Annotated in this window: 22 protein-coding genes; 12 read left to right on the top strand and 10 right to left on the bottom strand. The window is 43.8% G+C overall.

The features are described 5' to 3' along the window. Positions 1-312 precede the first annotated feature (312 nt). A complete protein-coding gene (locus F6K49_RS16875) occupies positions 313-1,389 on the top strand; it encodes a hypothetical protein (protein WP_293019821.1) in 1,077 nt (358 codons plus the stop codon). A 347-nt stretch (positions 1,390-1,736) separates the two neighbouring features. Then, positions 1,737-4,553: a preprotein translocase subunit SecA gene (gene secA / locus F6K49_RS16870; protein WP_293098468.1), complete on the top strand. Its 2,817-nt coding sequence runs from the start codon at positions 1,737-1,739 to the stop codon at positions 4,551-4,553. 142 nt (positions 4,554-4,695) lie between these two features. Here secA and F6K49_RS16865 read toward each other — a convergent pair whose 3' ends face one another. Both F6K49_RS16865 and F6K49_RS16860 read right to left on the bottom strand, forming a co-directional pair. Continuing rightward, the gene (locus tag F6K49_RS16865) at positions 4,696-4,857 is read right to left on the bottom strand and encodes a hypothetical protein (RefSeq protein WP_293098465.1); all 162 of its coding nucleotides are present in this window, start codon (positions 4,855-4,857) and stop codon (positions 4,696-4,698) included. A gap of 143 nt (positions 4,858-5,000) precedes the next feature. Further along, positions 5,001-5,834: a DUF3153 domain-containing protein gene (locus F6K49_RS16860; protein WP_293098462.1), complete on the bottom strand. Its 834-nt coding sequence runs from the start codon at positions 5,832-5,834 to the stop codon at positions 5,001-5,003. Positions 5,835-5,971: 137 nt separating this feature from the next. Between F6K49_RS16860 and F6K49_RS16855 the strand changes: the two genes are divergently transcribed. After that, positions 5,972-6,295 (top strand): PepSY-associated TM helix domain-containing protein, encoded by a 324-nt coding sequence (locus F6K49_RS16855; protein WP_293019827.1) that lies wholly within the window; start codon positions 5,972-5,974, stop codon positions 6,293-6,295. Positions 6,296-6,453: 158 nt separating this feature from the next. On the opposite strand, the gene F6K49_RS16850 is transcribed toward F6K49_RS16855, so the two are convergent. The 3 genes from F6K49_RS16850 to argB all read right to left on the bottom strand — a co-directional run bounded on the left by F6K49_RS16850 (position 6,454) and on the right by argB (position 8,073). After that, on the bottom strand, positions 6,454-6,969 hold the full coding sequence (locus F6K49_RS16850) for a hypothetical protein (RefSeq protein ID WP_293098459.1): 516 nt from the start codon (positions 6,967-6,969) through the stop codon (positions 6,454-6,456). Further along, positions 6,969-7,100, bottom strand: coding sequence for a hypothetical protein (locus F6K49_RS16845; RefSeq protein WP_293098456.1), 132 nt, complete (start codon positions 7,098-7,100; stop codon positions 6,969-6,971). Before F6K49_RS16845 ends, F6K49_RS16850 begins: the two co-directional genes overlap by 1 nt. Positions 7,101-7,179: 79 nt before the next feature. Next, positions 7,180-8,073 (bottom strand): acetylglutamate kinase, encoded by an 894-nt coding sequence (gene argB / locus F6K49_RS16840; protein ID WP_293082671.1) that lies wholly within the window; start codon positions 8,071-8,073, stop codon positions 7,180-7,182. Positions 8,074-8,144: 71 nt separating this feature from the next. Between argB and F6K49_RS16835 the strand changes: the two genes are divergently transcribed. The 5 genes from F6K49_RS16835 (at position 8,145) to F6K49_RS16815 (ending at position 13,388) form a co-directional block, all read left to right on the top strand. Then, complete coding sequence (locus tag F6K49_RS16835; protein WP_293098452.1) at positions 8,145-8,375, top strand: hypothetical protein; 231 nt, start codon at positions 8,145-8,147, stop codon at positions 8,373-8,375. Positions 8,376-8,614: 239 nt separating this feature from the next. Beyond that, positions 8,615-9,268 (top strand): hypothetical protein, encoded by a 654-nt coding sequence (locus tag F6K49_RS16830; RefSeq protein WP_293069400.1) that lies wholly within the window; start codon positions 8,615-8,617, stop codon positions 9,266-9,268. A gap of 297 nt (positions 9,269-9,565) precedes the next feature. After that, complete coding sequence (locus F6K49_RS16825; RefSeq protein ID WP_293082668.1) at positions 9,566-11,602, top strand: PAS domain S-box protein; 2,037 nt, start codon at positions 9,566-9,568, stop codon at positions 11,600-11,602. 20 nt (positions 11,603-11,622) lie between these two features. Further along, on the top strand, positions 11,623-12,072 hold the full coding sequence (locus F6K49_RS16820) for a response regulator (protein ID WP_293019839.1): 450 nt from the start codon (positions 11,623-11,625) through the stop codon (positions 12,070-12,072). Positions 12,073-12,074: 2 nt separating this feature from the next. Next, positions 12,075-13,388 (top strand): ATP-binding protein, encoded by a 1,314-nt coding sequence (locus F6K49_RS16815; protein ID WP_293098445.1) that lies wholly within the window; start codon positions 12,075-12,077, stop codon positions 13,386-13,388. Positions 13,389-13,410: 22 nt separating this feature from the next. Here F6K49_RS16815 and F6K49_RS16810 read toward each other — a convergent pair whose 3' ends face one another. Next, on the bottom strand, positions 13,411-14,238 hold the full coding sequence (locus F6K49_RS16810) for an ABC transporter permease (RefSeq protein WP_293098442.1): 828 nt from the start codon (positions 14,236-14,238) through the stop codon (positions 13,411-13,413). Between the two features lie 81 nt (positions 14,239-14,319). Between F6K49_RS16810 and F6K49_RS16805 the strand changes: the two genes are divergently transcribed. Further along, positions 14,320-14,499 (top strand): hypothetical protein, encoded by a 180-nt coding sequence (locus F6K49_RS16805; RefSeq protein ID WP_293069395.1) that lies wholly within the window; start codon positions 14,320-14,322, stop codon positions 14,497-14,499. A gap of 14 nt (positions 14,500-14,513) precedes the next feature. On the opposite strand, the gene F6K49_RS16800 is transcribed toward F6K49_RS16805, so the two are convergent. The 3 genes from F6K49_RS16800 to F6K49_RS16790 form a co-directional block, all read right to left on the bottom strand. After that, positions 14,514-15,845: a TRAP transporter large permease subunit gene (locus F6K49_RS16800; RefSeq protein WP_293069393.1), complete on the bottom strand. Its 1,332-nt coding sequence runs from the start codon at positions 15,843-15,845 to the stop codon at positions 14,514-14,516. Between the two features lie 4 nt (positions 15,846-15,849). Then, positions 15,850-16,389 carry a TRAP transporter small permease subunit gene (locus tag F6K49_RS16795; RefSeq protein WP_293069391.1) on the bottom strand — a complete coding sequence of 180 codons (540 nt, stop codon included), beginning with the start codon at positions 16,387-16,389 and terminating at the stop codon, positions 15,850-15,852. A gap of 71 nt (positions 16,390-16,460) precedes the next feature. Further along, on the bottom strand, positions 16,461-16,628 hold the full coding sequence (locus F6K49_RS16790) for a hypothetical protein (RefSeq protein WP_293069389.1): 168 nt from the start codon (positions 16,626-16,628) through the stop codon (positions 16,461-16,463). An 85-nt stretch (positions 16,629-16,713) separates the two neighbouring features. Between F6K49_RS16790 and F6K49_RS16785 the strand changes: the two genes are divergently transcribed. Further along, on the top strand, positions 16,714-16,926 hold the full coding sequence (locus tag F6K49_RS16785) for a DUF2281 domain-containing protein (RefSeq protein WP_293069387.1): 213 nt from the start codon (positions 16,714-16,716) through the stop codon (positions 16,924-16,926). 358 nt (positions 16,927-17,284) lie between these two features. Here F6K49_RS16785 and F6K49_RS16780 read toward each other — a convergent pair whose 3' ends face one another. Further along, the gene (locus F6K49_RS16780) at positions 17,285-17,686 is read right to left on the bottom strand and encodes a hypothetical protein (RefSeq protein ID WP_293098437.1); all 402 of its coding nucleotides are present in this window, start codon (positions 17,684-17,686) and stop codon (positions 17,285-17,287) included. A gap of 1,320 nt (positions 17,687-19,006) precedes the next feature. Here F6K49_RS16780 and F6K49_RS16775 point away from each other — a divergent pair. Both F6K49_RS16775 and F6K49_RS16770 read left to right on the top strand, forming a co-directional pair. After that, the gene (locus F6K49_RS16775; protein WP_293098434.1) at positions 19,007-23,020 is read left to right on the top strand and encodes a hypothetical protein; all 4,014 of its coding nucleotides are present in this window, start codon (positions 19,007-19,009) and stop codon (positions 23,018-23,020) included. 324 nt (positions 23,021-23,344) lie between these two features. Then, positions 23,345-26,602, top strand: a complete 3,258-nt coding sequence (locus tag F6K49_RS16770) for a DUF6603 domain-containing protein (protein WP_293098431.1) — start codon at positions 23,345-23,347, stop codon at positions 26,600-26,602. Positions 26,603-26,724 lie beyond the last annotated feature (122 nt).

Raw genomic sequence — 26,724 nt, 5'->3', positions numbered from 1 at the left:
TAACGGCCTTGGTGTAAGGGAACGATAAATTTGCCCAAAATCCCGAGTATTAGTCCAAAATTCTCCCCATCTCCCCATCTCCCCATCTCCCCATCTATTTTTTGCGAGAATGAAACAGCCCTGCCCTTAAAAAAGGGGGGAGCCATACTCAAAGTCCCCCTTTTTTAAGGGGGATAATGGGGGATCTCCGAGGCAAGAAAACACGCCCTAACCCTCACCCCTCACTCAAACAGTTAAGAAGTGTGAAGTTTAGAGCTCAAAGATGGTTAAAACAGTAGATAATAATAAATTTGGCAGAAAAAGGATAAAACTATGGCAGATTACCAGCACTGGGAGGAATCACTCGTCGCACCAATTATACGTCAGGCTCAGCAAAAACTGATGTCTCCCAGGAAATTTCATGCTCTCTGCCAACAGGTGATCAAATCAACTGGTCAAAAAAAGCTATACTTTTATCCACCACCTTCCGAGCTACTGGATGTAACTAACGGGATTACCATCAAAGAGTTAAGACAATTTTTAGATAAATTAGCCAAGTATGTCAGTAGTACCTCCTCAGAAGGACACCGCGTCACACTCTACCTAAAAAGAGTGCGGCTTAGATTAGGTAGGGTAAACAAGACAGTTGTTTTAGTAAAAAAAACCAGAGTATGTCAGCACACTCCAAAATCTGTTGTAGAGGCGAAGCCTTCTAGGAAAAAATTAGAGGTCAACTCCAAAGGGTTGTATGCCAAGGCCATGCTTTCCCAGGATTTGCCCTCCCAGGATTTGCCTACACAACCAGCTCCAATTCATCCTGAAATGCTATCTACAGGGGGAATGAAGGTTGAGGTAGAAATAGCTGGAGCTGGCATGGTTGGTCGGGTAGCTCGCCTGAGAATTAATGGCAAAGACCTGGCATTTAAAGCATTTTTTGACCCAGATTTCGTATGGCAACATGGTCCTTGGGCTGAAATTCCCATTGGGATTAGATTGAAATATGCTCAGGTAACGAAAAACTGTGCAGAATTCTTGTTTGCTAGTCAAGATTGGATGGTATCGGAATGGATTTATCCCGATACTAATCCCGAGTTTCGGCACAATGGCATCACTTATGAACAGTTTGCAGAGCAAGAAGGTCTAACTCAACTCAATTCATTAAATATATATAATTACAATCCATACAATATACGTCTTGATCCAGGGGGAATTCAGAAAGAATACTGGGGCAGACGCTGGCAGGATTTTTTAAGAGGAATTGTCTTTTACCTCAGAAAAGTCCAGCGAGAAGGATTAAAATCCCTGACACCATACCTTTCAAAAAGAATGATTACTTACCTATTCCGGCGATTAATTGTTTTAATTTCTCCTTGGAAGAGTGGCTCGATCGGAGGAAGGGAAAAGCGATGATGAGATGATGGGATAATGAGATGATGGAATGATGAGAGAATCGGTATCCCAAGTCAGACAATCAAGCCAGAGAATAAGGTATAGTTGGATCAGTATTCAATTATCTATTAGAGTCAGACTAATTAACCTTAATAAAAATCTCCCCATCTCCCCATCTCCCCATCTCCCCACACCTCCCACCCTCCCCACCCTTCCCACACTTTCATTTTTATTGACAAATATCTTCACCCTTGCCCATTACCCGATCTTCCCCCATCTTTTGACACAGGAGTTTGGTAGGATATCTATAAAAGTGTCCCTAAACGCACAACTATACATCCCACAACTATACATCTCCCTCTCCTGCTATGCTTAAGAGACTAATTGGTGATCCCAACGCACGTAAACTCAAACGGTACCAACCTGATGTTGTAGAAGTTAACCTCCTCGAAGAAGACATCCAGCACCTATCGGATGAACAACTCAGAGGCAAAACCGCAGAGTTCAAACAGCAGCTGGAGAAAGCCAACACTAGTCAAGAGCGTGATGAAATTCTTGATCAAATTCTGCCAGAAGCCTTTGCTGTAGTGCGGGAAGCAGGAAAGCGAGTTCTGGGAATGCGTCACTATGATGTCCAAGTCATGGGTGGCATTGTCCTGCACAAAGGGCAAATCGCAGAGATGAAAACTGGTGAAGGAAAAACCCTGGTGGCTACTCTACCAGCTTACCTCAATGCCATCGATAGTAAAGGGGTTCACATTGTAACCGTTAACGACTACTTAGCCCGTCGGGACGCGGAATGGATGGGACAAGTTCATCGCTTCCTAGGTCTGAGTGTCGGGCTGATTCAATCGGGAATGTCCCCGGTCGAGCGGCAAAAGAACTATGCCTGTGATATTACCTATAGCACCAACAGTGAATTAGGCTTTGACTATCTCCGGGACAACATGGCCACAGCAATGTCAGATGTGGTGCAACGTCCATTTAACTATTGCATCATTGACGAAGTAGACTCAGTACTGATTGATGAGGCCCGAACCCCACTGATTATTTCTGGGCAAGTGGAGCGACCGACTGAGAAGTACATTAAGGCAGCAGACATTGCCCGCATGCTCTATCCAGAAGATCCAGACAATGGTGAACAACTAGGACACTACGAAGTTGATGAAAAAGCCCGTAACATCTTGATGACCGATGAAGGCTTTATCCGAGCGGAGCAACTTCTAGGGGTTAAAGATTTGTACGACCCCAAAGACCCTTGGGCTCATTATATTTCCAATGCCCTCAAGGCTAAGGAACTGTTTCAGAAAGATGTCAACTATATCGTGCGGAATGGGGAAGTAGTGATTGTAGACGAGTTCACTGGCCGAGTGTTGGCAGGACGCCGGTGGAGTGATGGTCTACACCAAGCCATAGAAGCCAAGGAACGGGTAGACATTCAAAATGAAACCCAAACCCTGGCAACCATTACCTATCAGAATTTCTTCTTGCTCTATCCCAAACTCGCCGGTATGACAGGTACCGCGAAAACAGAAGAAGCGGAATTTGAAAAAATCTACAACTTGCAAGTTACCATTATTCCCACTAACAAACCCTCTAAACGTCGAGACGTCTCTGATGTGGTTTACAAGACCGAGCCAGCTAAGTGGAGGGCAGTAGCAGAAGAATGTGCTGAACTCCATGAACAAGGACGTCCGGTGCTAGTGGGAACCACGAGTGTAGAAAAATCCGAGTTGTTGTCCGGTCTGTTAGCCGAAAAGGGCGTACCCCATAACCTGCTCAATGCTAAACCCGAAAATGTGGAGCGGGAATCAGAAATTGTGGCTCAGGCAGGACGGAAAGGAGCCTTGACTATTTCCACCAACATGGCCGGGCGAGGAACAGATATTATTTTGGGAGGTAATGCTGACTTCATGGCACGGCTGAAGCTACGGGAATATTTTATGCCCAAAATAGTGCAGCCCGAGGAAGACGAAGCCTTTTCCCCCATAGCGGTAACTACTGCCAAGCCTAAATCGGACGCTGTTGGGTTTGCTCCAGGAAAGAAACCGAAAAGCTGGAAGGTTAGCCCTCAGATTTTCCCTACCAAATTGTCCCGGGAAACGGAACAACTCCTAAAAGAGGCAGTAACTTTTGCAGTTGAACAGTATGGACAGCAGAGTTTACCGGAATTAGAAGCAGAAGAGAAATTAGCGATCGCTTCAGAAAATGCTCCCACCAATGACCCAGTGATTCAAAAGCTGCGGGAAGTCTATAAAGCAATTCAAGGGGAATATGACGCATTCACCACCCGAGAACATGATGAAGTGGTAGAAAAAGGTGGCCTGCACGTTGTTGGTACTGAACGTCATGAATCCCGCCGTATTGATAACCAGCTCAGAGGACGAGCGGGACGGCAAGGGGACCCCGGTTCTACCCGATTTTTCCTCAGTTTGGAAGACAATCTTCTGCGAATCTTCGGAGGCGATCGCGTAGCAAGGATGATGGATATGTTCCGGGTTGAGGAAGATATGCCCATCGAATCCGGGATGCTCACCAGCTCCTTAGAAAATGCCCAGAAAAAAGTGGAAACCTTCTACTACGATACCCGGAAGCAGGTATTTGAGTATGACGAGGTCATGAACAACCAACGGCGGGCAATTTATGCAGAAAGACGGCGAGTTCTGGAAGGACTAGACCTCAAAGAACAAGTCATCCAGTATGCCGAAAAGACCATGAGTGATATTGTAGATGCCTACGTTAACCCAGAGTTACCACCAGAAGAGTGGGATTTACAGAGCTTGGTAGGAAAGGTCAAAGAATTTGTCTACTTACTGCAAGATCTAGAACCACAGCATCTAGAAGATATGACGGTCGGGGAAATCAAAACCTTCCTCCATGAAGAAGTCCGGAAAGCCTATGATATCAAGGAAGCTCAAGTCGATCAAATCCAGCCAGGACTAATGCGACAAGCTGAGCGATTCTTTATCTTGAATCAAATCGATAACCTCTGGCGAGAGCATTTACAATCCATGGACGCCCTACGGGAGTCAGTGGGATTACGAGGTTATGGCCAAAAAGACCCCCTGATTGAGTATAAGCAGGAAGGCTATGAGATGTTCTTGGAAATGATGATCGATATCCGCCGCAATGTGGTATACTCCCTGTTCCAGTTCCAGCCACAAATGCAACCCCAAGCAGTTTGATGCCTTATGTAGAATTAAGAATGTAGAATTAAGAATGTAGAATGTAGAATGTAGAATTCCTTATGTAGAATGTAGAATGTAGAATTACAAATTCTTAATTCTTAATTCTTAATTCCAAATTCTTTATTCTTAATTCTTAACTCTACGGTTTAATCAACTTCCGTTGAATGCTTAGATGGGCTTTTACCCAGACTTTCAATTTGATAAAATCTCGAACTCTTAAATTTTTTGGTTCGAGGTTTATTTTAAGCATTAGGCTGTTCGCGTAGCGTGAGCCATTCGCGTAGCGTGGCCCAAAGGCCAAGGCTCACGGCTGACAGCATTAGGCTGTTCGCGCAGCGTGCGCGTAGCGCATATGCTTACCAGTTAATGTTGATAAATTTAGTCCTTAAGAAACCAATAGCTATTACTAGTTTCTCTAACTGGTATAACTCTAACTGGTTTAAACTACATCACCTTTGATGGTATTGCTGGTTGATTAGTTTCAGTTCTTTCCCAGGGGAAAGACTTGTATTTTATGTAGAAACCACCTAATACCACCAGTATGATAATAATCATACCAATACCTAGGGAGCTGGGTAGCCAAAATGCCACTTCGATATGGTTGATTTGACCAGGTTGCAGTGTCCAAACTAGCTGATGTCCATCATCGTAAATCGTGGGACGAATGGCATTGGGGGATTTCTCAATACTGTTTGCTCCCCAAGGGGTCTCTAGGCTAAACTGCAAATCGAATAGTGAAGCAGCAGTAACCACAATCTTGCCGTTATCAGAGTTGATTACCCCTAGGCTACGCAAATCCAGGTCATAGCTTAAGTGATTTCGTTGCACCACAAAAAAGTTGTTTTGATCTAGGCGTAAATTAGAGTTAAAACTTGGGTTACTATCACTCTCTGCTGCTAATGGGGAATCTTCTGGGTGACCAACTGGGTTAAAAAACTGCTCAAACTTGGATACTAATTCCTTACCGTTGTTAAAGGGAATTGCGATCGCAATTTCTCGGTCTGAGAGGCGCTGAGTTTTGCCCTGAAGCTGCTTTGCCCGACTTTCGAGACTTCTGAGCCATTCGGTCGCCTCAGCATCGCTCAACTTTGTCAGCTGTTCTCCAAGCTTGATCTGCTGGACAATCTTGCCATGGTGTTCACCGTCAAACCTGACCCCAAGATCATATTTGACACAACCAGACAGTAGCACTGATGCCAGCACAATCACCCCCAGAACCCGTAAATGCCTCAGAGTTCCACTAACCAACTGCCTTAAACTCACAAAATTTAACTTCACCAACCCTTCTCCTTTTTTTCTTAGTGTCCTTAGGGATTTATGAAACAATAGGTCGATTTGTTACATATATAACCTAAAACCAATACAATAGCATGTTGTAATCATGTTATAGAATCTCAAAAACCAGCCCAAATCCTATGAATAAGCCTACTTTACGTAAACTGCATAGTACCTTAGCTCCAATCATCGTACTGCCTTTCATGATCACAGCAATCACCGGGATAGCCTATAGATTAGGGAGAGCCTGGTTTGGGCTTTCTAAAGATCAAACCCACTTTTTAATGGCGATTCACGAAGGAGAATATCTTGGTGATCAACTGAGGCCGATTTATGTACTTTTAAATGGTTTAGGATTAATTTTTATGTTAGTTACAGGTATAGTAATGTATTGGAAAAGTATCAGCAAGAAAGGTATTTTTTCTAGCAAAGTGACAGATAAAAAAACCGCCCCAGATAGTTAATTAACTGACTCTAGCAGTTTTTAATTCGGTGAGGGACTTACTAGAAGTGGGTTTGAGGGAGTCGGGAGCGGTGCGACCCCGCGCTTTTTGCGACGCGGTGCGACCCACCCAACCCTTGGATTTAAGCAAAGTTCAAGAAACAGTCTCTGCTAGTGATATCAAAGCCCAAACCAAATCAATCCACCCAGGGTTAAACTCACCAAACCAACAGCTAGCCAGACAAATTGATTATCCTTAGTGTTAATCTCAGCAGGATCTAGGGGTTCTGGTACCAATCCTAGGTTAGGCTGCTTGCGATCGCTAAAAGACCTATACACATAACTCTCCCGGTCGTCACTTTCTGCGATCGCACCTAAGTCAGGAATGTTGGTCATCCATTCTGCTGGTCTAGTAAGCTGAGGAGCTTGCAGAATATAGAGTAAATCTTTACCTTGTTTGGAGGTGTCTAGGTCAGGATGGCTAGTCAACTGTTGGCAAAGTGCGATCGCTTCCGCTTTTTGCCCAGCTGCCTCATAAGCCATCACCAACCACATTTGCACCTCTCCCCCGAGCCGAGAGGATAGATTTACCAGATTTCTGGCTGTGGTCAAATGCTCTATAGAAGCACGATATTCTCCTCGTTCAAATGCGGCTTTTCCTGACTGGTACTCAAGGGAAAATTTTTCATTAGCCATTAGTCATTTGTTAATATAGCAATTCTACGACTTGTGAGGTACAAATTTCGGGTTTTTAGGGAGCAGGGAGCAGGGAGCAGGGAACAGGTAAGAGAGAAGAGGGAAGAGGTAAAAAATAATGTGTACCTCATAGCTACGAGAAACGCTATCATTAATTATTAATTGACATTTTCAATTAACAATTTCCTAGTTGCCATTTTCCCTGTGTCCTTAGTTAGTAAATTCTGATGCCACGATCATCGAACCGATTCCTTCATCGGTGAAGATTTCCAGGAGCAGGGCATGGGGAATGCGACCATCAATAATATGAGCCGCACGTACCCCTTGAGCAAGCGATCGCACGCAGCAGTTCACCTTAGGAATCATCCCACCAGAGACTACCCCACTCTCAATCAACTGCCGTGATTGTTGAATATCTAGCTGACGAATCAGGCTAGATGGGTCTTTAGGATCCTTCAAAACCCCAGGGGTATCAGTCAGCAAGATCAGCTTTTCTGCTTCTAAAGCAGCTGCGATCGCACCGGCCACCGTGTCAGCATTGATATTGTAAGCTTGGCCAGTATCATCAGCCGCCACACTAGACACTACTGGAATGTAGCCACTATTGACCAAAGACTCTACTAGCCGCACATCCACAGTGCTCACTTCCCCAACAAAGCCAATACCCTCTTGACCTTCTGGGCGTGCTACGAATAAGTTACCATCTTTGCCACACAGCCCGACAGCATTACCACCGGCGTAGTTAATCCCAGAGACCAACTCTTTATTCACCCGACCCACCAGCACCATCTCCACTACATCCATCGTGGCAGCATCGGTAACCCGCAGACCATTCTTAAATTGTGGCTCAATCCCTAATTTCCCCAGCCAGCTATTGATTTCCGGACCACCACCGTGGATAAGGACTGGTCGTACACCTACACAAGCTAAGAATACAATATCCCGGATCACCTGTTCTTTGAGATTGCTGTCTTTCATTGCCGCACCACCATACTTAACCACGACTGTGCGACCAGCAAACTTTTGGATGTAGGGTAGTGCTTCACTGAGTACCCGCACACGGGTTGCTTCAGTTTCCCTTATGTACTCTTGAGTATAGAGCATAGGCAATCACTCAAATCTATAATCACATCCACAGCAGTGTAAATCATTTTCATAGCTTAGGGCTAGATAGAATGGCTCGTTTCTTAAGAATTGGAACAGACAAAGCTTCAGGGGAACAGAGGTATAGCTGTTTTCTTCTCCTAAAAAATAGATGGGTCAAATGGTCAGATGGTGATATAGGTATAATTTTCGACCCGACTCCCGACTCCCGACTCCCGACTCCCGACTCCCGACTCCCGACTCCCTACTCCCTACTCCCTACTCCAATTAACCTAGGACCAGGTACCTCACCCAGATATTGAAATCAGATAGTTTTTAGGAAAAATTGCGGATTTAGAAGCAAAAGCCCAGACTAATTTAACAGAATCAAACAAGGCTACTAGCTTCAAGCAGGGCTTTATCTTAGATTTACCTTAATGGGTAATTAGTAATCAGTAATTTTACCTCACTACTACCCACCAATGACCGATTACCATGAGCTCCTGTGTTAGCTTAAGTATATAGCCCAACAAACAATTGCTTATTTACCTGTTTCACCTCGATGCTGAAAATCCTTCTCAAGCAGCTGCGCCACGATCATTATATTCTTTGGTATAACAGCTTAATTATTATACTATTTTTAATTTTAAGTATTTATGTCAAGATTCAGGACAGGGGTTATATAGTCGTAGGACTTTTTGATGATCCTTTTCTTATCAATCGCCCCTACATCGGCACGTTATCAGCTGTCTCTGAATTAATGTGGTGCGTAGTAGTAACCATTTGTTTATGGTGCTGGTTATTGCTGAACAAAATCCAGCCTAATCAAAAAATAAATCGATTTATTTTTTCCTCTGCAATTGGCATTGGAATATTATTAATTGATGATGTTTTCAGGATTAATTTAATACTAGTAAATCAAGGGATTTCCAAAGCGCCGGTGTATTTTATGTATGGCATAGGTGCCATCCTGTATGGATTAGCTTTTTGGAGGATAATTCGAGCTACACCATATATACTGCTGATGATTGCGGCAATTTTATTTGTAATATCTGGTTTGGTAGACTCGTCCCATTTGTCAGGACAAGGAACCAGAGCCATGCTAGAAGATGCCACTCGGTTATTGGGTATTATGAACATCACTCTCTATTTCAGCCAGGTATGCTGGCAGGTGATGCTGCAATCTTTGGATAGAAAGATAAATCGAGCTACCTAAGTCCCAAATTGGGATTTAAAGTTCTCTGGGCAAAGACTTGTTGTGGGGCAATTTTAAATTCCGTAATTTCACAGATTTACAGTGGGTGGTCAAAAGGTTAACAATATAAGAACTAAGTGTGTCTTAGTGTCGTGGGAGGTGATTACCTTCTTGATACCCAGTTCCACTTCAAAAGGGAATTAACTCCAACGGATAAGTGGGAGATCTGCTACTTGGTACGAAACCAAGCTGGTTAATCTGACCATTGCTGTTACCATCGGTGCTGCTGGAAATTGTTGCCCAATTGACCAACGGCATATGCTCAAAACCTTACAATACATGTTCTCTGGTCATTATATATCCCACGAGCATTGCTATGTCTGGAAGCCTGAATTAGTTGGACTTCATGCTGGATCGGACTTGCTAATTGCCCTATCCTATTACTCTATTCTGCTGTTGCTGATCTATTTTTGGTCTCAAAACCAAGATCTGCCATTACTGAAGATTTTCTTACTATTGAGTGCCTTGGTTTTGTGCTGTGGCACCAGTCACTTGCTGGAGGTCTGGACAATTTGGCATCCAGATTATTGGCTCTCTGGTTTAGTCAAAGGCACTAGTGCCATACTTTCTCTGTCTAGCGCTATCGCACTAGTAGTATTGATGCCAAAAGTCTTAGCATTCTCCAGTAGAGCTGCACTGGAAGCGACTAACACAGCTCTGGAAAAGGAAATTGCTGAACGTAAGCAAACCCTAGAAGAACTACTGAGATCCCAACAAACCTTGTCCCTCCTGGTAGAGCAAACTCCCCTTGGTTTCATTGAGTGGAGCCTGGATGGTGAAGTGATGCAGTGGAACCATGTAGCCGAAAAAATTTTTGGCTATAAGAAGATGGAAGCCTTTGGGCATCGTGCCCATGAATTGATGAAGCCGCAATCTTCCGTAGAGCAGTTCCAGCGAGTTCTGCAAGACTGTTTGAATTTTCAGTGTAGCAACTGCATTACGGAAAACTACCATCCACAAGATGGCAGTAGTATATTTTGCCAGTGGCACAATGCTCCCTTAATTGAATCTGATGGCACCATCATCGGAGTGGTGTCCGTGGTAGAGGATATCACGAAGCGCAAGCTAGAGGATGATGTCCTCAGCCAAGCCTATGAAGAGTTAGAACAACGAGTATTAGAACGGACAAAGCAACTAGCAGAAGCCAATGAAGTCTTAACAGCTGAAATCAGGGAGCGCCGCCAGGTTGAGTCCGAATTAGGCAACAACCTGGAGCTGCTCAACCGATTTTTGGAATATGTACCCGCAGCTATTGCCATGTTCGATCAGCAGATGAGGTACCAGTTTGTTAGTCGCCACTGGTACTCAGAGTACAACATATATGATGACAACATCATTGGCAAAAGCTACTACGACGTATTTCCAGAAACTCCTGAGGGTTGGAAGAAAATACACCAACGGTGCTTAGAGGGTTATTCAGCAGAGTGTGAAGAAGATTTGTTTATTCGCGCTAATGGTGAACAACAGTGGCTCAAGTGGGAAATCCGTCCTTGGGTTGACATTAGTGGGAAGATTAGCGGTATCATTATGAGTACTGAGGTGATTACAGAGCGTAAGGAAGCTCAAGAGGCCCTCAAACGACTTAATCAAGATTTATCCCGATCTAACCGTGAGTTAGAACAGTTTGCTTACGTGGCTTCCCATGATTTACAAGAACCACTGCGAGCGATTAGTAGCTACACCCAACTCTTAGCTAAAAAATACCAGAGTAACCTGGATGCTCAAGCGGATAAGTATATTCATTACATCGTAGATGGCGCTACTAACATGCAGCAGTTAATCCAGGATCTGCTGAGTTTTTCTCGGGTGGGAACCCATGGTAAAGAATTAGCAGCTACTGACTGCGAGGTAGTACTGAATCGGGTTTTAGACAATTTAAATGTGGCGATTATCGAGAGCGATGTCATAGTTACCCATGACTCCTTACCTGTAGTTATGGGGGATGATATACAACTGAGTCAACTTCTGCAAAATCTCATCGGTAATGCTATTAAGTTTCGCAGCCAAGAGCTACCCAGAGTCCATATTTCAGCGGAACTGAAGGGTAAGGAATGGATCTTTTCAGTTCGTGATAATGGTATTGGTATTGAGCCTGAGTACTTTGAGCGCATCTTTACTATTTTCCAGCGCTTGCATACCCGCCGTGAGTATCCCGGCACAGGCATTGGTCTAGCAGTTTGTAAGAAGATTGTAGAGCGTCATGGCGGAAAAATTTGGGTAGAGTCAGAGCTAGGAGTAGGCACAAAATTTTACTTCTCAATACCACAGCATCATCATGAGTTAAACATTATCTAGAAATTTCAGGAACTGGCATCATGAACATTATGACAAATACTCAACCAATTGATATTCTGCTGGTAGAAGATTCGTCGAGTGATGCCGAACTCATTTTAGAGGCATTATGTGATAGCAAGCTATCCAGTAAGTTTCACTGGGTTGATGATGGAGCTAAAGCGATCGCATTTCTCCGTAAGCAGGGAAAATATCAGGAAGCCCCACGTCCAGCTTTAATTGTTCTGGATCTTAATTTACCAAAAAAAGATGGTCGCGAGGTTCTCCAAGAAATCAAGGAAGACCCCCAGATAAGTACAATCCCAATTATTATATTAACCACATCTGACTCTCAGCAAGATATTATCAATACTTACAGACTAAAAGCTAACTGCTACATTTGTAAACCCATAGATTGGGAAAGTTTTATGTCGATGGTGAAGCGGATTGAAGAATTTTGGTTAGACCTTGTTAGACTGCCATTATATCAATAAATATGGACACCAATTCCCTGAAAATACTGCTAGTAGAAGATAACCCAGCTGATGCGGATCTTCTCCAAATCATTTTAACTGATGCTCAAGAGATTCAGTGGTCACTGGTGCAGGTAGAAAAGTTACAAGATGCTATTGATTCCCTCAGTAAACATCATTTTGATATAGTCTTGTTAGACCTATCGTTACCGGATAAACAGGGATTGATTACGGTAACAAAAACCCACGAGGTAGTACCGGATTTACCCATTGTGGTGTTAACGGGTCTTAATGATAGAGTTACTGCCCTAGAAGCATTACGAAAAGGAGCACAAGATTATTTAGTCAAGGGCAAAATTGATAGTGAATTGCTGATGCGCACAATTCGCTACGCTATTGAGCGAGCCAATACTATGAAGCAGCTTCGACAAAGTGAGGAGCAATTGCAACGACTCAATGAAGAATTAGAACATCGCGTTGCAGAACAAACCGATGAATTAAGGCAAAAAAATCAGTACCTGCAAGAGGAAATTTCAAATCGGAAGTCCTTGGAAGAAGAACTTCGTCAGGCGTTGAATAAAGAAAAAGAACTCAATGACCTCAAATCTCGGATTGTTTCAGTCGTTTCTCATGAATATCGCACCCCACTGGCCACAATCCTCTCTTCGGCAGAATTATTAGAACATTACAGTCATAAATGGTCTTCCGAAAAAAAGCGACGTTATTTTCAGCGGATTCAAACGACGGTTCAACATCTGACTAAGTTAGTGAGTGATGTACTGCTATTCAGTAAAGCTGAGGCAGGAAAATTGGAATTCAAACCATTACCTATAGATGTGGTAGCCTTATGTAAGGAAATTGTGGAAGAATTTAAACTAACAGCTAAGACTGGGTTTACTATTAACTTTAACTGTATAGATAATTCAAAGGAAACTTCCTGCTGTAGTAATCAGGGTTGGTTTTGCAAAGCTGATCTAGATGAAAAACTATTGCGGCAAATTCTGTCTAATTTGCTCTCCAATGGGATTAAGTATTCACCGGATGGGGGTGATATCCAATTTGATCTGATCATGAGTGATGATAGTACGATGTTCCGGATCCAAGATTCTGGCATTGGCATCCCCCCAGAAGACCAAGAACGGTTATTTGAGGCTTTCCAGCGCAGTAGTAATGTTGGTATTATCTCTGGTACCGGACTAGGATTAGCAATTGTCAAAAAATGTGTTAACCTCCACGGTGGTGAGATTTGTGTAGAGAGTGAAGTGGGAGTTGGTACAGCCTTTACGGTCACATTGCCATTACACTCATCCCATTATTCAGCAAAGCCTAATACCTAGGTAAGGGTGTAAGTATGCCTAATTAGTCTTGCTGGTGAGCAAATTGGTGAGCACCAAATAGAGAAAGTGCGATCGCAAACCCCAGCAGAATCGGTATCGCATACCAGGGAAACTCAGACAGGGGTAAGTAAGCAGCAGCCCGGAGTCCAGTGCTGGTATAACTTAGAGGCAATAGATAGACAATCACTTTTAGGGCTGTAGGTAAGGTCCCTGGGTCAAAAAACGTCCCACCTAGGAAGGACATTGGAACAATTAAGAAGTTGTTGAAAAGACCAACCATTTCCAGGGATTTGACATTCAATCCCACTATCACCCCTAAACCGGCAAACACAGCACAATTAAGCACTAGCAACAAGAAAAATAAGGGATTGAGAAAACTCCATACTTTCCCAGTAAACAGCACTGCTACCAAAATAACTGAAGCAGATGTCATTAATCCCCGCAAAATCCCCGCCATCATTTTGCCCACATGCAAGGCTAAGGGATGAACTGGCATCAACAAGGTTTCCTCAAAGGTTTTGGTGTATAGCCGATCACCGCAAATGGAAAAGGTAGTGCCAGCAAAGCTAATGGTCATAGACGACAGCGCCACCATTCCTGGCAGAATAAATTCTAAATAGGATTCACCAACTGGGGGAGTCATTGTCCGATCTAAGGTACTCCCTAGGCCGAGACCAAATGCCAATATGTAGATCACTGGGGAGATTAGCCCACTAGCAACGACTTGGGTGGCTCGCACCCGTAACTTTAGCCAGTCCCCCCACAAAACCGTGAGGCTATCTGTGACTATAGTCGGTAACTGGGACGCTTTTAAGGTGTTGTGATGGGGCAGTGATAGATTGGATTTCACAGTATCGGTTTAAATTAAGTTAATTTTCCTTTACATTAGTCAATATTACTACCGACTACCACCAGAGTCATTAATCGTAGGGTGGGCAGTGCCTACCAACTTTGCAAGCTTCATTATCTGTCTGCTGCACTGCCCACCCTACATCAACTACTCCCGACTGGGAATTGTAACAGGCAAGATGCCTGTTCCACTCCCGACTCCCGACTCCCGACTGGGAATTGTAACAGGCAAGATGCCTGTTCCACTCCCGACTCCCATTAACCTAGATTTTCAAATCAAGTACTCAAAGAGGGCAAGAAACTGACTATACCAGGAAAGGCAATAATCAACACTAGCACCAGCAGTTGCAACAGAATAAAGGGAATCGCACCTCGGTAAATTTCCATGGTTTTCACCTCTGGTGGGGCAACACCCCGTAAATAAAACAGAGCAAAGCCAAAGGGTGGTGTCAGAAATGAGGCTTGGAGATTCGCTCCGATAATTACCCCGTACCAGACCAAGTCAAGGTTAAGCTGTTGGGCGACTGGAGCAAACAGCGGTACTACAATAAAGGCAATCTCAAAAAAGTCAATAAAGAAGCCTAGTAGGAAAATAGTTAACATACTGACTACTAGGAAGCCAATGTAACCGCCGGGAAGGTTTAACAGCATCGCTTCCATGACGCGATCGCCATTCAAGCCACGAAACACTAAACTAAATGCTGTTGAACCCAGCAATATAAAAATCACCATGCTGGTAATCCGCATCGTCGCATCAGAGCTCTGTCGCAGGGATGGCAAATTCAACTGACCATTCACACCAGCCAATACCATTGCGCCGAGGCAACCCACAGCCCCTGCTTCTGTTGGAGTGGCAATGCCAAAAAATATACTGCCCAATACTAGCAGAATTAACAATAACGGCGGTATCATTGATTGGATTACCCGCTTTCCCAACGCTTTTCCACTGATATCTCGGACTTCTAGTGGTAGGGCTGGTGCTGCGTCTGGTTTGAGCCATGCTACGATGATCACATGAATGGCAAACGCCCCAGCCATCATTAAACCAGGAATCACGGAACCGATAAACAGGTCTCCTACGGATATTCCTAACTGATCTGCTAATACCACCAGGACTACACTCGGGGGGATAATCTGTCCTAATGTCCCCGATGCTACGATTACCCCAGTGGCTAGTTCCTTGTTATAACCGTAGCGCAACATAATTGGGAGGGAAATCAGTCCCATTGCCACTACTGTTGCGGCAACGACTCCAGTAGATGCCGCCAGCAACGCACCCACAATCACCACCGCTAAGGCCAATCCCCCTCGCAGCCGTCCAAACAGAATTCCCATGGTTTCCAACAGCTGCTCAGCAATGCCAGATTTTTCTAGCATGGAACCCATAAAAATAAAGTAGGGCACGGCTAGGAGAGTGTAGTTGGCCATGATACCGAAAATCCGCTGGGGCATAGCGGTCAGGAAAATCGGGTCAAAGATACCCAAACTCACTCCTATGATGGCAAACAAAATTGCCACCCCACCTAGGGAGAAAGCCACCGGGTAGCCAAGCGAAAGTAATACCAAGGCACCGCCAAACATGGCTGGACCTAACCAGTCATAACCCATGGTTTTAGTCCTCCTCCTGGGGTGCCAAATATCCGGCAAAAATTGCCCAGTTTTTGATCGCTTCTGAGATTCCTTGAAGAATCAGCAACCCAAAGCTGACAATAATCATGGATTTAATTGGATAACGGGGTAACCCTCCTGGATCTGGGGACATTTCTTGAATCGTCCAGGAATTAACAATTGCTCCCCAAGAAAAATAAATTACCATGATGCAGAAGGGAATTAAGAACAATAATGTCCCAATTAAATTAGCGATCGCTTGAGCCTTTGGCTTCAAACTCTTATAAAAAACATCCACTCGCACATGGCCATTATGCTTGAGAGTGTAAGCCGCCCCCAACAGGAATACTAAGTCAAACAAGTACCATTGAGTTTCGATAAACCCATTAGAACTCAAATTTTCTCCTATAAAACGTCCCAAGTAGCGACCAACTACATTCCACACACCAATCAGGATCATCAGTGGCAAAATCCAGTAGGTTAAGCGACCGATTCTCTCATTGAAGCTATCAATTACTCTAGAGATACGTAATAGTTGTTGCAATAGCTACACTCCTCACTTACCAGCTATTGGAATGATATTTTAACATAGCAATTACCCATGACTGCGCTGCATCAAGACATTGTGCTTAAGAATAGATAAGATTGGATAAGTTCTATCCAAGCATTGCTGAATCTTTGAATGAATATGAGTAGAGTGGGCATCCTGCCCGCTCGAAAATAAGGAGGAAACTGGCAAGATGCCAGTTCTACCAAGATGCCAGTTCCACGCAAGATGCCCATTCCACAAAACTCTTAAAATCATTCCATTATTCAGCAACGCCTTCTATCAAGTCAGCAGCTATTAGTGTTTGATGAAAGGATAGTGATGAATTACCAGACGATAGGTTTACCTAAAGATTTTCTCAGAAGCTTGCAGGCATTACCACCACAGCAACAACGCATGGTGTTTGATTTTGTCGAGTTTCTGGCTCTCAAGTATGTTAAATCTGAGCCCAGTCAATCTCAGGCTCCTCGGATTTCAGGCTTGCTAGAAGGACAAGGATGGATCAGTGATGATTTTAACGAGCCTCTATCTTGAGAATTAAGAATTAAGAATGAAGAATTTAGAATGTAGAATGTAGAATGTAGAATGTAGAATTTAGAATTTAGAATTTAGAATTGGGAATTCTGACTTCGGCGTTGCTGAATCAAGGAATGAATATGAGTGGGGTGGGCATCCTGCCTGGGGTGAAAATATCAGAAGCAAGATGCCCGTTCCACAAAATTCATAAAATTATTCCATTATTAAGCAACGCCCGGCCTTCTGCCTTCTGCCTTCTGACTTCACCATTCTTAATTCTCCATTCTTAATTCTTAATTCTCCATTCTCCATTCTCCATTCTTAATTCTTAATTCTCCATTCTACATTCTACATTCTTAATTCTCCATTCTACATTCTACATTCTCTCCTCCTTCAAGCACAATCGCTCCAATAACTCCTTCGGAATAGTCTCAAAATCCTCCAACAAAAAATCCATAATCGCTAGATGGCGCAAGTGACCAGCAGTGGGAGGATAACAGCGACGACTAGTGGAAAACCAGCCATTAACGGTTTGAACGGAACAGGAGCAGATCAAAGCCATATCTTCGCGAGTCAGGTCCCACTTCTGGTAAAACCGTTGCGGTGTCATGCCCAATTGGCAGTAACTGTACAGTAGGATTAGGATTTGCTCTCGTTCCGTGATGGGATAGGGATAGATATTTTCCTCCCTTGGCTCCCTCTGTTGTCCAAGCTGTTCAAGACGCTCCATCCCTTCGTGATAATTGATGGGATGATGAACAAATCGTTTTTTTGCCATATTATAGAGTTACCTAAACTGTGGTTTGGGAAAGAGCCGCGCTTGTGCCGGGTCAAGCAAGAAGCGCGGCTCTTTTTCCAATGATTATATTATAAACATTGGCTAGTATTGTTGTCAAGTGGAAAATCAAAAAAATCGAGATAATTTTTTAATTGTCATAATTATTTACAATTAAAAAATTAGGAGATAGGAGATAGGAGTTAGGAGGTAGGAGTTAGGAGTTAGGAGTTAGGAGTTAGGAGGTGGGAGTTAGGAGATAGGAGTTAGGAGGTAGGAGTTAGGAGTTAGGAGTTAGGAGGTGGGAGTTAGGAGTTAGGAGTTAGGAGGTAGGAGTTAGGAGTTAGGAGTTAGGAGTTAGGAGGTAGGAGTTAGGAGTTAGGAGGTAGGAGTTAGGAGTTAGGAGTTAGGAGTTAGGAGTTAGGAGTTAGGAGTTAGGAGGTAGGAGTTAGGAGTTAGGAGTTAGGAGGTGGGAGTTAGGAGTTAGGAGTTAGGAGGTAGGAGTTAGGAGTTAGGAGGTAGGAGTTAGGAGTTAGGAGGTAGGAGTTAGGAGTTAGGAGTTAGGAGACAGAATATTTTTTAATTCAATTTGGCGACTTCTAACTACTGGTACAATCATTTTTAACTTATGCATCAAACAGTATAGAGAAAAATTGAATTAGAAAACATAATATTTTTTAATTCAATTTGGCGACTTATGACTAACTACTGGTACAATCATTTTTAACTTATAACTTATAACTTATAACTTATAACTTATAACTTATAACTTATAACTCCTCCCTCCTCCCTCCTAACTCCTAACTCCTAACTCCTAACTCCTAACTCCTAACTCCTAACTCCTTACCTCCTATCTCCTTACCTCCTGTCTCCTTACCTCCTTACCTCCTCCAAAGAGTTAGGAGTAAAGACTATTAAAGAAAGAGATGACATTAATCCCATGATCAAAACAATTTTCTTATCATCTCACAATTGGCTGAACCCAAAACTAAAAAAAAGATTAATTATAATTCTGACTTTTATTTACAAAAATTTATACATTAACGTTTCTTTTTGTCCGAGTATTTATATAAGGCTTTGATGCCAATGATATCATGGAAGATACAGTCCAAAATTCACCATCGATTCATTTAATGGCAAGCTCAAAGCCTTATAACTATGTTCAATTTAAGGTCAAAAAAAAAATTATTTTTTTTTAACTTATAAGCTGAAATTATTCCCCAGTAAGGATTTCAGATTGCATGTCACTCCCCCAGCAAAAACACCTATTTTTTTTTGTCACAAAAAAATAGTAAACTGCAAATCGTGTGTAAATAACTACCCATGAGCAACACTCTACTTGTTCCCATTAATCTTGATGCTCTGTGTCTGGCAAACGACCAGGAAGTCCTTGATACCATGGCAGACTACAGCCTACTACCCTATAAATATCAAGGGGAAACCCATGGTTCTGGACAAGCAAACCTCAGTGAACAGGCTCTCGCCCCCTTATTTAACCACCAATTGACTCTGGAAGCGGGTATCCATCTCCATTGGTCTATACCCGATGCCCTCACTACTGGAACCCATAATACCTTCACTACTTTCCCTCAAGTTCCCAATCGTTGGCTGATTATCCGCCAAGGAGGAGACAAGGGAGATAAACAGTGGGTGCTCGAAAGTGACTATCTCTATCCTGAGCGTCCAGTAGAGGATAATAGCCCACCACCAAAGGCGATTAATATTCTCATTGACCCACCGGATGTAGTGGATACAGATCCTGATGATGCCAGCACTTATCAATATCAACGTTACCGCTATATGGGTAAAAGTTGGGAACTGGGAGAATGGGATTCGGATGATGCTAGTAAAGAGTATGCTGCAGCTTTAACTGCCGTGGGCACCAATGCCAATGTACCCGTATTGGATCATGTTAAAGTCACCTTTGCTGCATTTTATCCTAATTCCTATAGCGTTTTTGGCTTCCACGACCCCGATTACCCCACGGAGACTCCTGGGTCAGGTTTACAGTATGATGTGGTGGGTTGGTACAGCGATGGTGGACAGGATTGTATCCAAAAGTTTTTAGAAGAAAATAGTGGGGTTACTGACTCCGAAGAATTACTGGCACTTCTACAAGAAGAATTTAGTTGGACGATTGAGTCAGGAGCAGCCATACCACCCCAGACTATCTATCATTCTCGCATTACCTTCAGTGGGAATGGTGGTTCCGCAGATTTATCCCAACCTAACCTAGCCGTGGGAGATTCTCCCGCCGAAGCCCTGGCTGCTTACTTAGCAAATTCCTATCCCAATAAGGATCAGACTATTGGTGGCAACTCTAACAATACCATTGGCAAAATCGTTGAAGAACAGTTAGAAGCCCTGCAAATATTAGAAAGGTTAGAGTTTAACAAGCTCGATATGTATGCCAAATTCCGAGCAGGAAGACATGAAGTGGGGTTTGGTACGGAGAAAAATGGCTATCTGTGGTCAATTATGCCCCAGGTTTCCAAGAATGAGTCAGACACTACGGATACTTCTTCACAGAATGACTTAACCTTACCAGATGATTTAGCCCAATCACTGAATGAACTGAACATCATCCAAGAGCAATATAATCAGGCTCAGCTAGACATAGAATCCTTGCAGCGTCGGTTATATAGCCAATGGTACCTTTACATGAGGGACGATCCCAACTTCTACGGAGATGTCAATGATTACAGCCTGGTGCCTTTGCGAACAGCCATGGCTACTGCGGGAGAAATAGAATTTTCTGGACAGGGAACCAGCACCACAGTGACAGCGAAAACCTTGCCCTTTGAAGTTGTATCGAGGTTAAGTAGCTACTTCAATGATTACATAGCTGCGATAGATCAGGCCGTTGAGGGAAGTTATAGCAATTTTTCTGATTATATCAAGCCAGAATTTAGAAACTGTGGGATTGAACTATCTGATAATCCAACTGTTAGCATAACTAATCAAGGAGAAGCAAACTTCTATGAAGGAAGGGCTTGGAATATTGAGGATGGAGGACAAACCTATCCCGTTAACGTAGAAGGGGGGATTTTTACCATCTATATTCCCCCTACAGCCTCTCAAATCGCTTATAACCTGGTTGGTGCTATTCGTAACTTAGGAAGTGCGATCGCAAACTACACAACTTCCACCACCCAATACCGCCTCTGCCAAGTTCCTAGTGACAATTACTGGCGTCCTAGCGATCCCTTTGTCCTCTTGACCGGAGACGCAGCCAAAGCTTCCAATCGTTTTGGACAAGATGGACGGTTGCGGGAGGATGGTTTCTTAGAATGCTACCCGATAGATTTTGATGTTACTAACATTACCAATGATGTGGATGGGCTTTTAGCAAAAATTGATAGCCTTAAACCCTCATCAGGAGAAGACTCCATTAACTTTAATACCTGGAGTCAGCAACCTTGGAATCCCTTTGCTTTCCAGTGGAATGTCTTGAACTATCCTAGTCGTGAGATGACGGGGGGAGTGGTTCAAGATTATCAACCCAATCAAATCCTGGATAACTATAGCTTAGAACCCAATGCCATCGACCTCCAACTGAAACCTGGCAAGGAAAGCAGTTTTACCCCAGATGGTAATAGTTATAAGGGGTTCAGCATTTTAACCCCGTCGGCGGGAGAAGAGTTAAGCGGACAACTGACTAGTTATTTAAACGCACAACTTTTGCCCACTTACTACTATCAAAATAATATTCCCGAAGACGAGCAAACCCCAGACTACCTGAGTGAAAATTTTGAGGCGGTTAAATCCTGGTATGAGGGTACGGACGATGTACAAGGAATGACCGAAGAGCAAAAAGCCCAAGATACCATTTACGTAGCCTTGTGGGCTTATGAACAGATGGAAGATTTAGACTGTCAAGCCCAAACTATCGGTGGGTTTAACGACACCATCATGCTCTCCCAACCCACTCTGTCACTAGAAGTGGACGATCCCCTCACTACCAATAACACAGCAAAATTGGTAACGGATCAGGTGCGTTGGACTTTAGGCGATAGCAGCATTCAATACGAATTCCTCTCAGGAGACATTTTCAACCCGATCCGCAGTGGAGGAATGACCATCGATCAATTGTGGTTAGTGGATAGTTATGGACGACATTTTACCGTCATTGACCCAGATGCAGGACAAGCGGATTTGGTAACTAGTAGCCGGATGACTCCCCCTGATAACGTTGACTATCAATTTTTATTGGCACCTCGTTTCGCCCAAAATGCCCGTCTCAACTTCCACTGGTTAGCAGCCGATGCTCCCAGTGAGATTGAAATGACTACCAAGCCAGCCCGAAATCCCGTTTGTGGTTGGATTGTCCCCAATAATCTCGACAGCACCTTGAGTATTTATGACCAGCAAGGAAAAACTTTGGGTTCCTTAGATCGAGCTGGTAATTGGAGGCCTGCCCCTGGAGGCTTTGGTATTCCTGATGTCGCCAGCATCTCTAATCCTCATCTGCGCAAGCTGGTAGACTATCTCCTCAATCAAGGACAAAGTTTTCAACAACAGTTTCTTTCTACCTTAGACAATTCCCTAGCCACCATCGATCCCGAAGGGTTTGCCCTCCATAGCACTCTGGCATTATTAATTGGACGACCCATGGCTGTGGTACGTGCCACCTTTAGCTTAGAGGTTAAAGGGTTACCTGTGTGCGATCCTACGGTGAAAATTGAGAGCGCTGACCAAGAAGTACCCACCTACGGGTATACCGAAGTTAAAGTTCCTATTCGTTTAGGGGATTATCAACAACTCAACGATGGGTTAGTGGGTTATTGGCGAGAAACCCCCGTGGGCACTGATGGGGATTATGACTATGAAGGAAATATTTTCTATGCACCCCAAAGTAACTTAGCAAATGACAGTTTGATTCAAACGGAAGCAGAAGGGTTGGTGTATTTCGAGCAAACCGTGGATGCACCACCCCAAGGAGTGACCATGTTAATCGATCCTCGGGGCACAATTCATGCTACCTGTGGTTTCTTACCCAACCGAGAATTGACCTTACCGTCGGAAAACTACACGACCGCATTACAGTCAATGGAGGTGAATTTCCTGGCTACCCCAATGTTATGCGATCGCCAAACTGATATGACAATTGACATCCACGATGGCGAGCAACTCGATCCCCCAGCCTTTGATGCTAGCAGTGGTTTAGCAATTCCTGTCCCCCAACAAGCTAATGCTGTGTGGTCTTGGGTATCCCTAAGTGGTGAGGAGTGGTCAGAAACCACGGAAATTGAAGGGGTTAACCCGACAGCAACGTTTTCTGAACCCCAACAACTGTATGAGGGTTGGTTGCAACTGAGTCGAGCACAGGAGGAGTAGTTAGGAGTTAGGAGGTAAGGAGTTAGGAGTTAGGAGGTAAGGAGTCAGGAGGTTAGGAGACAGGAGGTAAGGAGGTAAGGAGGTAAGGAGTTAGGAGGTAAGGAGTCAGGAGTCAGGAGTCAGGAGGTAGAAGTGACCAAAGTCCTCACTATACTACATGTAGTCAGAAAAGATTCAATTGTATTCTATCTCCTGTCTTCTTATCTCCTAACCTCCTAAATTCTGTCTTCTTATCTCCTAACCTCCTAACCTCCTAACCTCCTAACCTCCTAAATTCTGATACAAATCATATTTTTCAACCATCAATTCTAAGGAGTCGAAATAATGGGAGCATTAGGTCAAGCTGCACTAGAGACATTAAGTACTATCGTTGATGTTAGTAGTTTCAGAGGTTTTTTAAGTAGCGAACTTGGTATTACCCTAACTAATGATGTTGTTTTAGCAACCATTGCCAATGAATTTAACCTTGGTACAATAGAGTACTACTATGTCGATATAGATGGAACTTTTTTCCATCAATTTGTTTGGTCAGCAACGATTAATGTCGCACCGGATGATGAGGTTTCCGATACCTCAGAAGAACCCCAAAATGTAAATGCAGTAAATGCCAATATCCTAATTCAGGTTGAGGATGCGCCAAATACTGAACAAGACGGGCTCTATGGTGGGACAATTGACATTCCTCTAGATGATTCAGTTACCTATACTCCTACAACCTCTGATGATGGCGAGACAGAATATATCGCACAATATGACGATGGTACCCTCGTCCTAAGATTTACCTTATTCTTCCAAAATAAAAAGTATCCAGGTCAATCCCAGACCTCATCCATTATTACGGCAAGTCTCGCTGCTGACAAAAGTCTAGAGATTGCCCTCCAAGACCTAATTCGTACAATTTCCTTCGGACTCAGTGATTTAATTCCCCTGGAGTTATTGAGTTATTTCAAGGTGAACAGCAGCATCGTGATGGTGATTGATTGCCCTGCTAACCCAAATAATGCTGGTAATTCCAACACCGCAGTTGCTAAGAAACGCTCAATGCTCTTTAGTATTGGTTTCAATGGTGTCGTCAGATTCAACGAGATTCCCTTAGTTTGCGAAGTATTACCTCCTGAACTAATCGACAGTGAGTTTGCCTTTGAATTTTTAGTGGCACTACAAGAATTCTCTCGCAAACAGCTAATGCAAGTTAACTATTTCCTCGAAGAAATAGGAGTACCTCTAAGAATAAAACCCCCCTGCAACAGCACAAATGTCCTGAAACGGGGTGCTTCTATTGGCGCTCACTTTGAAATTGGTCCCTATGCCAAAGCTTGGTTAACCCCCTTATCCCGTCCTAAGACTACTACTCCTCCTCCTGCGAAACCGAGTAGTAGTTTAGTCCCAACTAGCGATGTGCAAGTACTTGCTGCTTCCAGTTCCAATGTCAGCTCCAATGACGAAGAACTTCCCGTTACTATCACCGAAAATGGTGTTTGGTTAACAGTACAAAAATCCTTTGGCCCCCTGCATTTCGAGAAAGTAGGACTCACCTATAAAAATCAAAAAATCAACCTAACGCCTCAATTGGTTGTAGAGGTATCCCGTATGGTAATGACCCTTAATGGGTTGTCCATAGGTTCTCCTTTAATGGAGTTTTCTCCTTCGTTTAACCTGGATGGTTTTGGCTTAGAAGTAATCACCAGTGGACTAGAAATAGGTGGCACTTTCCTACTAGTTGAGGACAGCAACTACGATGGATTTTTAGGAACAGCCGTTATTGGCTTGAAAATTGGTAAGGGGGGCAAAAAATGTCTCTCCCTATCTTCCATTGGGGCTTTTGCTAAATTTACTGACAGCGACAATTTTGGTCTCTTTCTCTACCTAGCACTCAACTATCCCTTGGGAGGACCACCTTTCTTCTTCGTTACCGGCATATCAGGGGGATTTGGTTATAACTACCGACTAATTGTTCCCACCTTGGATGAACTAGTAGCCTTTCCTTTCGTGGATGAGGCAGTTCATGATCAAAAAGCACCGGATCCTGCTGAGAGTGCCCAGGTTCTGGCTGATGAGTTGCTGATTTTGTCTAACTATATGCCTCCGGAAGTTGGGGCTTGGTTTGGGGCAGCAGGGATTAAATTCACCTGCTTTAAGATCATGGATGGCTTTGGACTGTTGAACATTGCCCTGGATTCCAGTGGGTTTGAGATCGATTTCATTGCCATTGTCACTTTAATGCTGCCTACCACCATAACTGGTCCGTTTGAACCAATTGCCGTGGCAGAAATGGTGATGGAATCAAGATTTGCTCCTAGTGAAGGGGTGCTCATGGTGCGGGGACAACTAACCCCTAGTTCCTATGTGTTTAGCCGAGAGTGTCATTTAACAGGGGGTTATGCTTTCGGGCTGTGGTTTGCTGGAGATCGGGCAGGGGATTTTGTCATTACCCAAGGGGGCTACCATCCCCGTTTTTATGCTGCGGATCGTTATCCTGATGTACCTCGCTTAGGCTACAGTTGGCAGATTGACGATAATGCCTTTACCACCGCCCAGGTCTATTTTGCTCTGTGTGGCTATGGAGTAATGGTGGGTGGACTTTTTGCCATTGCCTTTAGGGCGGGGGCTCTGTGGGCTGAGTTTGATGCGGGGATTGATTTCTTAATCAGTTGGAAACCCTACCATTATGATGTTTCCTGGCACTTCTTTGTGCGGGCGGGGATTGGTGCCCTTGCCGTGGGTCTGGGGGTCAATGTTCGTTTTTGGGGTCCAGACTTCGGTTGTAAATTCAAGATCAGAATTATCATTATTACCGTCACCATCAAGATTGGGGATCAAACGTCTCAATATCCCAATCCCATTGACTGGGATGAGTTTAGGGGAGCTTTCTTGCCCCCTGATGATGAAGTGTGCAGCATTGCAGTGGTTGATGGTTTAAGCAAGCAGATCATCCGCGAAACAGACGGCGCAGAAATCTGGGTGATTAATCCTAAAGACTTGGAATTGACCACCGATAGTATTATTCCTGCGAAACAGGTACAAACTTGGGGTGCTGACCAATCTGTGGGTACACAGATGGCATTTGGAATTAATTCCATGGGAATTAAGAAAGATGAATTAACCACCGTCCACAATGTTACTATTACCAGGAATGGTGACGAAGAGGGTGCTAAAGGGAAATTCAAGTTTATACCCATCACCAAATATGCACCCGTTGCTGCTTGGGGTGATCCTATTTCTTCAGAACACATTGTTCCCCCGGAACCTAATGATGACCCATTTATCGAAGATGTGTTCTTTAGTTTCCAGATTGTTCCTGCCGAACAGCCCAAACCTGGAGAAACCGATGTAATCGGCGTTGAACATTTACTCTATGACACTTTACCCATCGATAATTCTTACATTTGGGAAACCATCGCAGCATTTATCCCCGATGCCAGCTTAACAACGGAAGAGGAAAAACGCGATCGCATTAACGAAACTGTGGAGAGTAATTCCCAACGGGATGACCTTTTAACAGCATTAGGCTTTGACACTAGCAAAGTCAGTATCGATCCTGCTGTTTCGGATAGTTTTATCTTTGCACCGCAGGTTAGTTAGGAGGTAAGGAGGTAAGGAGGTAAGGAGGTAAGGAGGTAAGGAGTTTTAGGAGGTAAGGAGGTAAGGAGGTAAGGAGGTAAGGAGGTAAGGAGACAGGAGGTAAGGAGACAGGAGGTAAGGAG

It is taken from the genome of Moorena sp. SIO3I6 (genome assembly GCF_010672095.1).
Note: the sequence above shows the minus strand (reverse complement) of the source record. Positions and strands in the feature narration are given on the sequence as shown.